General features: G+C 42.2%; 10 protein-coding genes. 5 read left to right on the forward strand and 5 right to left on the reverse strand.

The window, feature by feature from the left end:
• Window positions 1-273 precede the first annotated feature (273 nt).
• The 4 genes from NCWK1_RS15315 to NCWK1_RS15330 all read left to right on the forward strand — a co-directional run bounded on the left by NCWK1_RS15315 (window position 274) and on the right by NCWK1_RS15330 (window position 4,204).
• Window positions 274-972, forward strand: a complete 699-nt coding sequence (locus tag NCWK1_RS15315) for a Uma2 family endonuclease (RefSeq protein ID WP_103125298.1) — start codon at window positions 274-276, stop codon at window positions 970-972.
• A gap of 44 nt (window positions 973-1,016) precedes the next feature.
• Complete coding sequence (locus NCWK1_RS15320; protein WP_187308157.1) at window positions 1,017-1,367, forward strand: hypothetical protein; 351 nt, start codon at window positions 1,017-1,019, stop codon at window positions 1,365-1,367.
• 3 nt (window positions 1,368-1,370) lie between these two features.
• On the forward strand, window positions 1,371-2,537 hold the full coding sequence (locus NCWK1_RS15325; RefSeq protein ID WP_096581751.1) for a cysteine desulfurase family protein: 1,167 nt from the start codon (window positions 1,371-1,373) through the stop codon (window positions 2,535-2,537).
• A gap of 227 nt (window positions 2,538-2,764) precedes the next feature.
• On the forward strand, window positions 2,765-4,204 hold the full coding sequence (locus tag NCWK1_RS15330; protein WP_096581753.1) for an RtcB family protein: 1,440 nt from the start codon (window positions 2,765-2,767) through the stop codon (window positions 4,202-4,204).
• Between the two features lie 31 nt (window positions 4,205-4,235).
• Here the strand turns inward: NCWK1_RS15330 and NCWK1_RS15335 are convergent, their stop codons facing one another.
• Both NCWK1_RS15335 and glgB read right to left on the reverse strand, forming a co-directional pair.
• Window positions 4,236-5,003 (reverse strand): Uma2 family endonuclease, encoded by a 768-nt coding sequence (locus tag NCWK1_RS15335; RefSeq protein WP_096581755.1) that lies wholly within the window; start codon window positions 5,001-5,003, stop codon window positions 4,236-4,238.
• Window positions 5,004-5,122: 119 nt separating this feature from the next.
• Complete coding sequence (gene glgB / locus NCWK1_RS15340; RefSeq protein ID WP_187308158.1) at window positions 5,123-7,417, reverse strand: 1,4-alpha-glucan branching enzyme; 2,295 nt, start codon at window positions 7,415-7,417, stop codon at window positions 5,123-5,125.
• 359 nt (window positions 7,418-7,776) lie between these two features.
• Here glgB and NCWK1_RS15345 point away from each other — a divergent pair, with 359 nt between their 5' ends.
• On the forward strand, window positions 7,777-9,891 hold the full coding sequence (locus NCWK1_RS15345; protein WP_103125299.1) for a S8 family serine peptidase: 2,115 nt from the start codon (window positions 7,777-7,779) through the stop codon (window positions 9,889-9,891).
• Window positions 9,892-9,914: 23 nt separating this feature from the next.
• Here NCWK1_RS15345 and NCWK1_RS15350 read toward each other — a convergent pair whose 3' ends face one another.
• The 3 genes from NCWK1_RS15350 to NCWK1_RS15360 form a co-directional block, all read right to left on the reverse strand.
• Window positions 9,915-12,101 carry an nSTAND1 domain-containing NTPase gene (locus tag NCWK1_RS15350; protein WP_103125300.1) on the reverse strand — a complete coding sequence of 729 codons (2,187 nt, stop codon included), beginning with the start codon at window positions 12,099-12,101 and terminating at the stop codon, window positions 9,915-9,917.
• Window positions 12,102-12,129: 28 nt separating this feature from the next.
• A complete protein-coding gene (locus tag NCWK1_RS15355) occupies window positions 12,130-12,579 on the reverse strand; it encodes a hypothetical protein (protein WP_096581761.1) in 450 nt (149 codons plus the stop codon).
• A gap of 215 nt (window positions 12,580-12,794) precedes the next feature.
• Window positions 12,795-13,127, reverse strand: coding sequence for a hypothetical protein (locus NCWK1_RS15360; protein WP_096581763.1), 333 nt, complete (start codon window positions 13,125-13,127; stop codon window positions 12,795-12,797).
• Between the last annotated feature and the right edge of the window lie 522 nt (window positions 13,128-13,649).

Raw genomic sequence — 13,649 nt, forward strand, 5'->3', positions numbered from 1 at the left:
ATCTAAAATCGTCTGAAGCTGCCTCCTAGTCTCTGAAAATCAATGGCTGTTATTACATCCTCTGGTAAATATAAACCAATAAGAGAGCCAAAAAACTAATATATTTATTAATCGTTAAGACTTATGATACAAGGGAGTAGGAAGTATAAAACGTTCCGCCTGTAAGCTATAACCTATAACCTGTTAATCCGAAATCGCTATAATTCTGGTGAGGATATTGGCGTGGATTCATCGAGTAAAGCCCAGTGTCCGTAAGTTTTGGGGAAACCAGCTATGTTAGAGTACAACTTGCCGAAGTACTTGCCCTCTGCTGAAGAACTACCAGATTCTGATGAAACTCCTGTGGATAATGAACTGCAAGAATTAATACCAGGGTTACTCAAGGCTATTCTGTTAATACTTTGGTCTGAAAGGATGGACTGGTTATTTGGCATAGATATGGGTATTTATTATGACCCTGATGAACCACCAATTGTCCCAGATGGATTTTTGAGTTTGGGTGTAGAACGGTTCTATGATGAAGAACTGCGTCCTAGTTATGTGCTTTGGGATGAAAATGTTCTGCCAATTTTGGCTTTAGAAGTAGTTTCGCAAAATTATCGTAAAGAATACACCGATAAATTAAATAAATACCAGGATTTAGGTGTACTTTATTATGTGATTTATTCTCCTCGTCGTCGCCGCAAACCTCGTTTAGAAGTACATAAATTAGTTAATGGTAAGTATCAATTACAGCCAGGAAATCTTGTTTGGTTAGCAGAAATTGGCTTAGGAATTGGTTGTGAACGAGGAAATTACTGTGGATTAACTAGAGAATGGCTTTATTGGTATAACGAAGCCGGGAACAGATATCCAACACCAGAAGAACAAATTAAACAAGCACAAAAACGCGCGGAATTAGCAGAGCAACGCGCTCAACAACTAGCAGAACAATTAAGAGCATTGGGGATAGATCCACATACTCTGGATTAAGAGTTTGTTTAGAGCATAATTAATCGATATTCATAATATTTAATATGTTTCAAGTTATCCAATCTGAAAATATCGGACTTGCTTATTTAGAGGAAAGATTTAGTCTACAACTTTCAGAAGATGAAAGATTATTCACAGAATGGTTAGAGGATTTACTGGAAGTTACAAATTTAGATACACAATATTTAGATAGGGTCAAAGCTAATTTTTTAAGTTTAGTTAAGCGCCCGCCAATCTTAGAAAATGCTGTCAAAATGGTGATACTATCCCCACTATTAGATTTGGCGGGGTTTTATCGTGAACTATTTGTGATCGCCACTGAAGAATCGATAGAAATTAATGAATTATATAAAGTTCTGCAAATATTAAAAAAGCTTAGTCAAGTTTTAACTTAATTTATGTCTAATCGTCCGATTTATCTTGATTGCCATGCTACTACACCTGTAGATGAAAGAGTATTAGCAGCAATGTTGCCGTATTTCACCGAAAAATTTGGCAATCCTGCGAGTATTAATCATGTTTATGGTTGGGAAGCCGAAGCGGCTGTGAAAAAAACGCGAGAAATATTAGCAGCAGCAATTAACGCCACACCCGAAGAAATTGTCTTTACCAGCGGTGCAACAGAAGCGAATAATTTAGCCGTTAAAGGTATAGCAGAAGCTTACTTTCAAAAAGGTCAGCATATTATTACTGTTGCAACAGAACATAAAGCAGTTTTAGACCCTTGCGAGTATCTCAAAAGTCTGGGTTTTGAAATTACAATTTTGCCAGTTCAAAAAGATGGACTGATTGATTTAAATCAATTAGAAACAGCCTGTCGTCCAGAAACAATTTTGGTATCTGTGATGACGGCGAATAACGAAATTGGCGTATTGCAGCCTTTAGCAGACATTGGCAAAATTTGCCGCGATCGCAATATTATTTTCCATACAGATGCCGCCCAAGCTATTGGTAAAATTCCCTTAGATGTGCAGGCAATGAACATCGACTTAATGTCGTTAACTGCTCATAAAGTATACGGGCCAAAAGGTATCGGTGCATTGTATGTCCGTAGACGCAACCCCAGAGTCCAACTTGCACCCCAACAACATGGCGGTGGACATGAACGGGGAATGCGTTCGGGAACTTTGTACACACCGCAAATTGTTGGTTTTGGTAAAGCTGTAGAAATTGCTTTAGCAGAACAAGCAACAGAAACTGCACGCCTGACGCAATTAAGAGAAAGTTTATGGTTACAACTGTCGCAGTTAGAAGGACTTCACCTCAATGGACATCCCACCCAGCGGTTAGCAGGAAACTTGAATATCAGCGTGGCGGGAGTTGATGGTGCTGCATTATCTCTGGGATTGCAACCAATCATGGCAGTGTCTTCCGGTTCGGCTTGTTCTTCGGCAGTTACCGCACCTTCTTATGTTCTCACAGCCTTGGGGAATTCTGAGCAACTAGCTTATGCTTCCGTGCGGTTCGGCATTGGACGATTTAACACTGCTGCGGAAATTGATATAGTGACAAAACATGCGATCGCCACCATTCAAAGTTTACGCAAACAAAAAACCTTGGTGTAATGAGATCGCCTAATCTAAAGCACTTACTCAGACTTTACATCATCTACTTGCCAGACCCTAAAAGCCTATGTTATTAAAAAGGAGGCACAATACTCAAAATTAACCCGTTGTTTTCCCCATAGTTCTGGGAAAATAACCCCTAAAAATACTTGAGACGCGGCTGCTGAACCCATGTCTCTGCAATCAATTTAAAACAAGGGTCTTTTTTTAGACTCTTATGGAGTTTCATGCAGCCCAAAAATCTTCAACGTCTCCTGCGTGCTTTATCACGACAAGGGTTAGATGTCAATTATGTCAATGGAATTTATTCTGTCCGTTTAACTAATTCTCCCGATGCACCAGCGGCAGAAGTGTTGCTACCAGAAGGCTTTCCTGTCGAAGCTAAGGCGCTTAAGCAACTAGCTAATTTAGCAAATGTGCGCCACCCTAATGGCGGGTGTGTCTGTCGTGCCTGTGCTACACCTGATTTTCACCCTGGTGATGCGGGTATTGCCATTGGTTCTGTAGTCGAAACTATTGGTCAAGTCATCCCCGCTGCTGTGGGTTCTGACATTAACTGTGGAATGCGGCTGCACGTTGCCGATTTAACCATTGATCAATTTCTCTCCCAGCGGGACTCATTCGTAGAACAGATGAAGGGGGATTACTTCTTTGGTACGAGGGATGTCACCATGACCGCGCAAACTATGAAAGCCTTGTTTCAGTATGGTGTTCTTGGTTGGTTGGATGATATGTTGAACCAGCCGACAGGTAGTTTCGTCAAGTCAGACTTGGAGCAAATTTCCCAGGAAAGCGAACGCATTTTTTTAGGTGGTGCAATGGATGGTGAGTGGAATTTAGCACCAGAAGAATTAGTTCCCGATACTGGACTAGTAAGGGATGGAGGACTCGCAACCATTGGTTCTGGCAACCATTTTGTCGAAGTGCAACAAGTTGAGCGAATCGAAAATCGCGCTCTGGCTTATGCTTGGGGAATCAGAGAGGGACAATTAGCCTTTATGATTCACTCTGGTTCGCGCAATGTGGGTAAGTACATTGGTGGAATGTGGCGAGACCGGACTAAAGCAATTTGGCCGAAAGGTTTGAAGTATCCAGAATCTCAGATTTTTCCTTTGTCTGTGCATTCCCACCCGGAACTAGTTGCTAGTTATCTCAAAGCCGAGGCGACTGCTGCTAATTACGGCTTTATCAATCGCCTGTTATTAGCAGAACTGCTACGTCTGCGTTTGCGCGAAGTTTACGGTGATGTGGAAGCGCCGTTAATTTACGACTTACCTCACAATATTACCTTACCCGAAAGTCAAGGATGGGTAACGCGCAAAGGTGCTTGTCCCGCTTATCCAGGACAACCCGTAATTATTCCTGGTTCAATGGGCGCTTACTCTTATCTGATGGTAGGAAAAGGCAATCCAGCTTTTTGTAATTCAGCCTCGCATGGTGCTGGCAGACTACGCAGCCGATTTGACTTGAGTCGCCAAGGTGCATCTCAAACCGAGTCAGAACTGGGATTAACTGGTGTAGACTGCATTACCTTGCGTGAAGAACGCCGAATAGAAGAAGCACCCGCAGCCTATAAGCCAATTCAGTCAGTGATTGATGTGCAGGTAGAGGCGGGAATGGTGGACGTTGTAGCAAGGTTGAGTCCAGTGTTGACCTTTAAAGCATAAGTGCGTAGGCGTAGCGAGGTACAGCAAAGTTCTAAATTTCTATTTCAGATATACTCAAACCTGTTAACCTAGCTACTTGTTCTACTGTCATCCCAGTTTCAAGTAAGTTACGTGCAGTTTGGAGTAATTGAGATTCTGCTTTCTCTGCGCGTTGGCGTTCTTTTTCTGCGCGTTGGCGTTCTTTTTCTTCAGGAGTGGGTAATAATTCTCCGGCCAAACTTGCCCAGCGCAACCAAATAGCATCAATACCTTTATAATTTCCTTGCCACAATTGCAATGCTAAACCTAAAGATTGACTCACCAACTGGTTTTGACGATTGATTGTAATGGGTTGATAAACACCTTTTTCGTTAGAGAAACCTGCCAAATCATCAGGGTTAAAAGGGTCATACCAGAAATATTCTGGTACACGCATTTGATTTTGATAAATCAGTTTTTTCTCATTTTTGTCTGCTGGCGCTGTGCTGTCAGAAAGTAACTCAATTACGACATCTGGTGCTTTACCTTCTTCCCAAACTACCCAACTGCGACGTTCACCTTTTGGAACTCCCAACACAGCAAAAAAATCTGGCCCTTTAAAATCTTTGTTTCGCACCTGTGCCAGACTGTAATAAACAAACATATTTCCGCCAACAAACCCATCCTCTCTTTGTTCCAACCAAGGAATTAAAGCATCTATCAGCAAATCCATTTGGGTTTTATGCCGCGCGCTTTCCATTGGTACACCGTCATCATAGGGAAGTTCTGCTTGAGTGGGTGGAATTTGAATATCTGGTGTAGCTAGGGTAGTGTCTGACATAGCTTTTCACCGATGAGTAATTGTTGCGGGTATTTTTATATTAATTGATGGTCAAAATTTTTCGATCGCGATCGCACTTTCCCAAATCAAAAAGGGTGGGACTCTCCCCACCCCGACGATTAATAACCTAAAGCCTCAGCCGTTTTCTCTTTATCCAATTTGAACATCAGCACACCCAAAGGTGGTAGACACAAATCTAGAGAATAAGGACGATTGTGCATTGACCAATCATCTGTCCACTTACCACCTAAGTTGCCCATATTACTACCACCATACTGACGAGCATCACTATTAAACAACTCGGTATAAAATCCTTTTTCTGGAACACCGATGCGGTAATGCGAATGAGGTTGGGGTGTAAAGTTACAAATCACCACGATAAAATTGTCAGAATCTTTGTCGCGGCGGATGAAGGAAACCACGCTGTGACGGTTGTCGCTACAATCAATCCAGTCAAACCCTTCTCTGGCAAAATCTTGGGTGTATAAAGATGGTTCAGAACGGTAGAGTTGGTTGAGTTCTTTAAAGAATTGCTTTAATTGTTGATGTGGCTCAAATTGTAGCAATTGCCATTCCAAATCAGCCCAGACATTCCACTCACTCCATTGTCCAAATTCCATGCTCATAAACATGGTTTTCTTACCTGGGTGAGCAAACATATAGGTAAATAAACAACGCACATTGGCCATTTTCTGCCATCTATCACCAGGCATTTTACCAATCATGTTGCTCTTACCATGCACCACTTCATCGTGAGACAAGGCCAACATGAAGTTCTCGCTGTGGTTATACCACATACTAAAGGTGATGTTATTTTGGTGGAATTGGCGGAACCAAGGATCCATGCTGAAGTAATCCAGCATATCGTGCATCCAACCCATATTCCATTTCAAGTTAAAACCTAGACCGCCTGTGTAGGTTGGCCAAGAAACCATTGGCCAAGACGTTGATTCTTCTGCAATGGAAAGCACGCCTGGAAAATAACTAAAAATTAGGTGATTTACTTGACGTAAGAAATCCGCCGCTTCTAAGTTTTCTCGACCACCGTATTGGTTAGTTACCCATTCACCCTCTTTACGGCAATAGTCGAGATATAGCATAGAAGCCACAGCATCCACACGAATACCATCTATGTGATATCTATCGAACCAAAACAGGGCATTTGCGGCTAAGAAATTCCTGACTTCGTTGCGATTGTAATTGAAAACCAGAGTTCCCCACTCTTTATGTTCACCTTTGCGGGGGTCTGCGTGTTCATATAAGTGAGTACCATCAAAGAAAGCTAAACCATGTCCATCTTTGGGGAAGTGTCCAGGAACCCAATCAACAATTACTCCAATCCCATTTTGATGACATTGGTCAACAAAATACATAAAATCTTCCGCACTACCAAACCGGGAAGTAGGTGCATAATAACCAGTAACTTGATAACCCCAAGACCCATCAAAAGGATGTTCGGCAATGGGTAATAGTTCGACATGGGTATATCCCAAATCCTTAACGTAGGGGATAAGTCGGTCTGCTAATTCTCGATAAGTTAAAAATCGCGCACCTGGCTTGAGTTCCGAAACAATAACTACAGGCTCAGTTTCACCGTTTGGCAGTGTAGGTGGTTCAGCACTAGAAGCGTGTAACCAAGAACCTAAGTGGAGTTCGTAAACAGAGACAGGTTGGGTTAAGGGATCAGCGTGACGACGCTTTTCTATCCAGTCTTCGTCATTCCATTGATATGAACTTAAATCAGTAACGATCGATGCTGTTTTTGGGCGGGGTTCTTGCTGAAAAGCAAAAGGATCAGATTTTTCGTAAATGTGTCCTTCAAAATTTTTAATTTCATATTTGTAATGTGCCCCTACCCCGATTTCGGGAATGAATAATTCCCAAACCCCTGTAGAGCCTTTACGCATTTGATGTTTGCGTCCATCCCACAGGTTGAAATCTCCCAGCAAAGAAACGTTACGGGCGTTAGGGGCCCAAACAGCAAAATAAACACCTTTCACACCGTCGATTTCGGTGGCGTGCGCTCCTAATTTTTCATAAATTCTATGATGGTTGCCTTCTGCAAATAAATGCAAGTCAAATTCGGTCAAGCCCGGAGAACGAAAAGCATAGGGATCGTAAATGACTCGCTCATGTTCCCCTTCTTGAATGCGTAACTGGTAGTTGGCGAGTTCTGGGGTTTCAATCGTACATTCAAAAAAATGGGGATGATGTACGGGTTGCATTGGGTATTCTTGGCGTTCTTGGGGAACGATTACCCAGGCTGCACTTGCGTTTGGTAAGTAGGCGCGTACAGCCCATACTTTTTTACCATTTTGTTCTATGGCATGAGAACCGAGTATTTCAAACGGATCGTGATGTTGATTCCAAACAATGCGGTTAACCTGTTCCTGAGCGATCGTGGCTATGGACATGAAGCTACCTGTGTTGAATAAAGTGATTAACTAAAGCTACTTTTTTAATATCTATATATATTCTTTACATTTATTTGCAATTTATCGCCACCGTTATAGTACATCAGATAGGCACAAGGGGGATAAGGGGTGATCACGTTCAGTCTCAGAAAATATCTGTTGAGCTAGGGAAAGATAAAAGGTAGAGATTTTGACATTGTGTACTGAAAACTAGGGTTTTCCGTTACAAGCTAGGAAAAGTACCAGAAATGATGATTATTTACGTAAATTAATAGTTATAACGCTGTATTGTCTCTCAAACTTTTGGAAAATATCTGTAAGATATTGATTACACCGCTACTTACGAGTAGGTGTATGTAATGAGCAAGGAACAGCAGGTACAACTACCGTCGAAAATCTACGCTGAAGCGATTGTTCGTTCAGTCAGTGGGGAATCGTTGTTAAATTCTTCAAGCCGCGTCACTAGTGAGAATGTGGCTCAATTTTATGCGGAACCAAACCGACTCAATGCAGCAGTGCAACGCTTACAGACAGCAGGCTTTGAGATTTTAGATGTGGGAAAAACATCAATCAGTATAGCTGCCGATGCTGAGGTTTATGAGCGATCGCTCCACACAACTCTAGAGACAGTGGAAGTTCCCGTAATCAAGGAGATAGTTGGAGAAACAACAGCTACATTTATCAATGCGATCGATGATAAGCCCTTTGGTGAAATTGATACATCACAAACCAGTTGGGATCATCTATTAGACGGAATTGCCATCAATGAACCAGTTTTTTACTTTCGACCCCCGACTCCTGCGGAGTCTCCACCAGAAACAACTACAAAATATTTGCGTGTACCAGAAGACATAGCTCAAGGATTAAATGCCAGTGTAGCCCATCAACAAGGCATCACAGGTAGAGGTGTCAAGGTGGTCATGCTTGATACTGGGTGGTATCGTCATCCATTTTTTAACAGGTATAACTACCAAGTCAATGTTGTTCTTGCGCCTGGTGCATCGGCTCCTTTGGCAGATGAGAATGGTCATGGCACTGGGGAATCTGCCAATCTGCTGGCTGTGGCTCCTGATGTTGAGTTAACGATGGTTAAAGCTGATGTTTTCACAGCCCCAGGCAAAGTAAAGAACGTCAACGCTGTTGCTGCTTTTAAGAAAGCTGTTGCCCTACGACCAGATATTATTACTTGCAGTTGGGGCTGTGATCTGAGCGATCGCAAATTTTCTCCCTTTAATCAAGCCTTAGCTGTAGCCATTGCTGATGCCGTGCGTCGCGGAATTATCGTCATTTTCGCGGCGGGGAATGGTCAATGGAGCTTTCCATCTCAGCACCCAGATGTGATTGCAGCAGGAGGTGTTTATCTGCATCTAGATGGACTGTTGCAAGGCAAGTTAGAAGCAAGCAATTACGCCAGCAGTTTTATCAGTCCGATTTATCCAGGGCGAAGGGTTCCCGATGTCTGTGGGTTGGTTGGGCAGCGTCCCTATGGAGCCTATATTATGTTACCTGTTCCGCCTGGGAGCGAGAAAGATCAGGTACGTTCTTTATTTGATGATGGTACTAAATCTAGTGATGGCTGGGCTGCATTTAGCGGGACTTCAGCAGCAGCACCGCAGTTAGCTGGTGTTTGCGCCTTGATGAAACAGCTTGATTCAGGATTATCTCCAGCAAAAGTCAAAGAAATTTTACAGCAAACAGCCCGCGATGTTGTGGAAGGTTATGGTCATCCAAGAACGGGAGGAAATCGGGCGCGTGCAGGCCCAGACTTAGCCACAGGTTACGGATTAGCTGATGCTTATCAAGCAATTCAGGCTATTAGGAATTCAACTTTTAGCAAAATACAAAATCTATCAAATCTATTCCCAACGCCTCAATTAATCACTACGCAAAGGAGCGAACAGGAAATGTATCCTAAAGTTAAAGCAAAGCTTGACGAAATTCAGATTAGACTTGATGAAATTCTGGCAACAGAGTTTAAAGATTTAATAGAGGATGTTGAACTGAGAATTACTGAAGCTAATTTTGTACCTCGTTCATCCCAATCAAGAGCAATATTAGCTCTTATGAAATTGCTTATAGATTTACCTCAAGATTTAACTCCTGAATTGATAGAAAAAAAACACGTTCTTGCAGCAGAAAGCCTGATAAGAATGCAGAGGTGTCAGGAATTAGCCACACAAGTCTTAATAGCAGCGATAGGAAGTAAAAAGCGAGAAATCCCAGAATTAGCTACAAAAGCTTTAGGAGAGTTTGGTGTAAATGAATTTCAAAAATCTTATAAATGCGATGAATCTAGTGATAGACAAGAAATGCTACTTTTGGATCAGGTTTGTGGGGAAAATGGAAGGTGTATTCAAGATCCTAATGGAAAATACCGTTTTGTCCCAACAAATGGAAACGGTTCTATGGGTTCATTTCCTGAATCTTACCAAGATTGTCTAAAGCGACTTGGCAATCGTCAAAATTGCGAATAAGGTAGAATTAAACGTATTAAAAATTACTCATTTTTAAGTCTTTCACAATCTCTATTTTCAATTTTGTTGCTAATTGCAGCTAGGTTTTGTGGTAGTTTAATTCCACAAAGTAAAGCTTCTCGAATTTGTTGTTCATCGAGTCCGATAACGTTGTTTAAGTTTACATTTTTGAAGATTGCATTTTTTAGTTTTGTATTTTTGAAGTTTGCAGATTCGAGATCAGCTTCCTCAAAATTAGCTGACTCCAGATTAGCATTCTGTAGATTAGCACTCCAAAGTATAGCTTTCTTGAAATTAGCACCTACCAGAGATGCGTTTGTAAAATTAACTCCTATCAAATTAGAGTTGTCAAAGTTTGCACGATTAAGTTCAGCATCTTGAAAAATTGCTTTGTCGAGTATGGTATTTGTAAGTTGGATATCGTTAAGGTTCTTATGACATAGAAAAATACTAGTGAAGTTATTTTTATATCCACTTTTTTTCATATACTCTAATAAACTTTTGAGGATTGGAGTCGGATTACAGTCTCTTCTGGCAAGAATCGATTCTGTCCAACCTAATATGGAGAAGTGAACAATTGTCAGAGTGCCAATTATGGGGAAGATTGCAAAAAGTGCCATTAACTTAAAAATGCCTCGCCTTTGTTTCCGCCAACTTGCCATCACGAAATCCTTTGCCAAACTTGAGAGTGCAGTTTCCCGATAATCTTTTTGGGCTTGCATAAACTCTCTCGCATCGCGCAGTGGACGACCTTGAAGAACATATTCTTGAGATTTATCCTTATCTATCCAGTCTTCCGCAGCTTGCTCGATTTTGCGTTTCTTGCGAAGATTTTCTTGGCATTCAGTTAACCATTCTTGCAGTTGTCCCCAATTGCGAATCATCGCTTCGTGGGCGACTTCAATCATTTCACCAGACTGTTCATCTGAGAAGGTGGCTAAGAAACGCACTCCAGGCGCAGCAAAACGATTAATAATAGCCCGAACAGTTGTGGCTTCTTTTTCATCAGCAATCAGTTCTGACAAAGCAGCACGGCGACGGGTGTTTTTTGTGCCTTCCCCTATTTGTACCAATGCAAGAAAAATCCGTCGAGCGATCGCTTGCTCTTCCGCATTCAAAGATTTATACAGGCGTTGTGCTTCTTCGGCCAGTGCGCCACCTACACCACCAATATTTTCTAGGGTTTCGGCTGGATCAACATCGTTTTGCAAGCCTTCCCAAATCCGCGTCAGGGTAAATTGTAATAAAGGTAAAGCCTCTCGCCCTTCGGTTTGTTCTACTAGAAGTTGAACAACTGCACTGTTTAACTGATATCCAGCTTTTGCTGCTGGTCTGACAATAGCAGCTTCTAAATCTTCTGGCTGCATAATTGGCACGAGAAACCCTTGCTCTGAGAAGAGTTTGTTGAGGCGTGGGTGTTGTTGGGTTTCGCCTAAAAAGTCACTCCGTAATGTCAAAATCACAGATACTCGTTTTGAAGGTTCTGCTGCTGCACACAGCAAGTTTCCGACAAAGGCATCCCGTTCTGCTTTATCTTTACAAAGTGTGTAAACTTCCTCAAACTGATCGACTAAAAGAATTAAGGGAGAGACAGCAATATCAGGAAAAACATCAGCAATGCGGCGCAAGCCATCATATTCTTGATGATTGTTTTGCTGGGTAAGTTCTTGGGCAAATTCCCGCGTCTTACTCACTGGGGTGGGATCATTAGTTGTAACCCTCGCCAACATAGCGGCGAGAGACTCAAGGGGGTGGCTTCCTGGTACGAGTACCACCAACCGCGCCTGATTACTTCCTGGTAATGGTTTAGCCCCCAATTTAGGGATTAGCCCAGCTAAGGCTAGTGAAGATTTTCCTGAACCTGATGGGCCATATATAGGTAGCACCTGCACCGCAGATTCATTGTCATGCAACTCACGAAATCTCTGCCATAGTTGCTCAATTTGCTTGTCTCGTCCGAAAAAGCGATCGCCATCCGTTTCTCGAAATGCTAATAAACCTTGATAGGGATTTGCACCAAGCTTATTTGTAGGCGGTTGGGAAGTTTCTAACTCAGTTCGGACTTGCGAAAGATAGACTGTGAGTTGACCGATGGCCATTCCACCAATCATCTGCGCGATCGCTTGTCCAGAATTACTGCCAAAATCCTGCTGAATTTGATTAGTGGAGTTAGAAGGGGAAAGTACATCACTATCTGAATGATTTTCCATAGTGCGATCGCACTCAATTTATTTTTGATTAAAAATTCACTCCACCCTGAATATTGCCGTCAATCCTACCAATCGCCTTACTATCAACCATTTGTCCAATGGCCTGTCCTTCATTATGGGTGACGGTTTGATTGATTTGAACTCCTGATGCTGTTGGCTGTTCTTCTTGCAAGATTTTGCCGATTTCCTCAGCCAAATTTGGATTTTCTTTCAACAAGATTTCTAGTTCTTCTTGAAAGACGGCTTGACGGGCTGAACTTTCAGGTTTGGCGGCTACTTGCTCGGCTGCTACCTTTAATTCGTCTTTGGATTCAACTTTAGTGCCTAGTTTCGACCAAACTTTCTTGGCCTTTTCCCAGATATCGGGAGCAATATTCTCTGCTGCTTTTTCTGCGGTTTTTTCGGCTGCTATCCCACCTAATTTCAGCAAATAGGGTAAGCAGGGAGCTAGTAATTTAGTCAGAAATACAATATCCATCTATGCACCTCATCTAATATCCGAATCCGCAATGTTGTCACGTTTGGCAGTCAAATTAGTTTGTTATCTATATAAGAATTCAGCTACTCGTCAAAGTTTTATGCAGTACCATTGCCATTTTCTCTAATTGGGCGATCGCTAGTACAAGCTCATGGTATCAGTATAATCAACAGTATTAGGATATCAAGTTTGTATCCCAGTTAGATAGTCAATAACTACAAATCTAAAAATGGGAATAACTGAAGCAAAGCATTACGTATCCGCAGCAGAAAGACTGTTTGCCGCAGATTGGTGCTTAATTTTGGCGGTGGAACTTTTTGAAGTTGTGCTTGTAGTTCTACGTATTCGGCAGCACTTACGGGTTTGCCATCAATGGGCGATCGCGCCTCTATAATAATTTCTGTGCGTAATATCTCTTCTGGAATGTCTTCCGGCGGTGGTAAGGCCATAACGGCTGATCCCCAATGGCTGATTAACCACACACCCACACTAGAGGTAATACTCAAAATTCCCAATATTATTCGCTTGGTAGATTTTACTTTTCCCATCTCATCACCCTAAAGTCAAAATCAAGCTGCTAAAGAAAAGAAATACTAAGTGAACTACCTACACTGACCTGACGGTAAAATGTAGGCTTCCAACTTCGCAGAAGATTGCCGCATCTTAGATTTACGTCCGCGAATTGGTCTTACATCCTCTCCATTGGCGTTAGCCTCCCCCGTCCCAGAGGAGGACAGCATTCTGATACCCTCTGCTCTAATATTCTACTTGTGTGTACACCGTAGCCCTCTCTACGAGACGCTACGTGAACGCCTTACGGCATTGGTCGGAGATACAATCGTTGTCGCCCGCCTTATATCCTGCCACTGATTCGGAGTACCGAATGAGCGTGGGGGACTTACGGCGTTTGAGTTAAATCTTGCCATTTAATTTTAATTTCTTGTTTTTTTGGCTTTGACTCATCTATGTTTTTGAATACTAGTCGTGATGATTGATGCAATTTTTACCCCAAAAATCGGAAATCTAGCTTTCCGGGTTTACATCCTACATTCCGCAGGTCTATCAGGTCA

This window comes from Nostoc cycadae WK-1, assembly GCF_002897135.1.
Taxonomy (GTDB): Bacteria; Cyanobacteriota; Cyanobacteriia; order Cyanobacteriales; family Nostocaceae; genus Nostoc_B.

What these genes read in the sequence shown, in the direction of transcription:
- NCWK1_RS15315 (WP_103125298.1), top strand. Translation starts at nt 274, where the DNA reads ATGTTAGAGTACAACTTGCCGAAGTACTTGCCCTCTGCTGAAGAACTA.
- NCWK1_RS15320 (WP_187308157.1), top strand. Translation starts at nt 1,017, where the DNA reads ATGTTTCAAGTTATCCAATCTGAAAATATCGGACTTGCTTATTTAGAG.
- NCWK1_RS15325 (WP_096581751.1), top strand. Translation starts at nt 1,371, where the DNA reads ATGTCTAATCGTCCGATTTATCTTGATTGCCATGCTACTACACCTGTA.
- NCWK1_RS15330 (WP_096581753.1), top strand. Translation starts at nt 2,765, where the DNA reads ATGCAGCCCAAAAATCTTCAACGTCTCCTGCGTGCTTTATCACGACAA.
- NCWK1_RS15335 (WP_096581755.1), bottom strand. Translation starts at nt 5,003, where the DNA reads ATGTCAGACACTACCCTAGCTACACCAGATATTCAAATTCCACCCACT.
- glgB (WP_187308158.1), bottom strand. Translation starts at nt 7,417, where the DNA reads ATGTCCATAGCCACGATCGCTCAGGAACAGGTTAACCGCATTGTTTGG.
- NCWK1_RS15345 (WP_103125299.1), top strand. Translation starts at nt 7,777, where the DNA reads ATGAGCAAGGAACAGCAGGTACAACTACCGTCGAAAATCTACGCTGAA.
- NCWK1_RS15350 (WP_103125300.1), bottom strand. Translation starts at nt 12,101, where the DNA reads ATGGAAAATCATTCAGATAGTGATGTACTTTCCCCTTCTAACTCCACT.
- NCWK1_RS15355 (WP_096581761.1), bottom strand. Translation starts at nt 12,579, where the DNA reads ATGGATATTGTATTTCTGACTAAATTACTAGCTCCCTGCTTACCCTAT.
- NCWK1_RS15360 (WP_096581763.1), bottom strand. Translation starts at nt 13,127, where the DNA reads ATGGGAAAAGTAAAATCTACCAAGCGAATAATATTGGGAATTTTGAGT.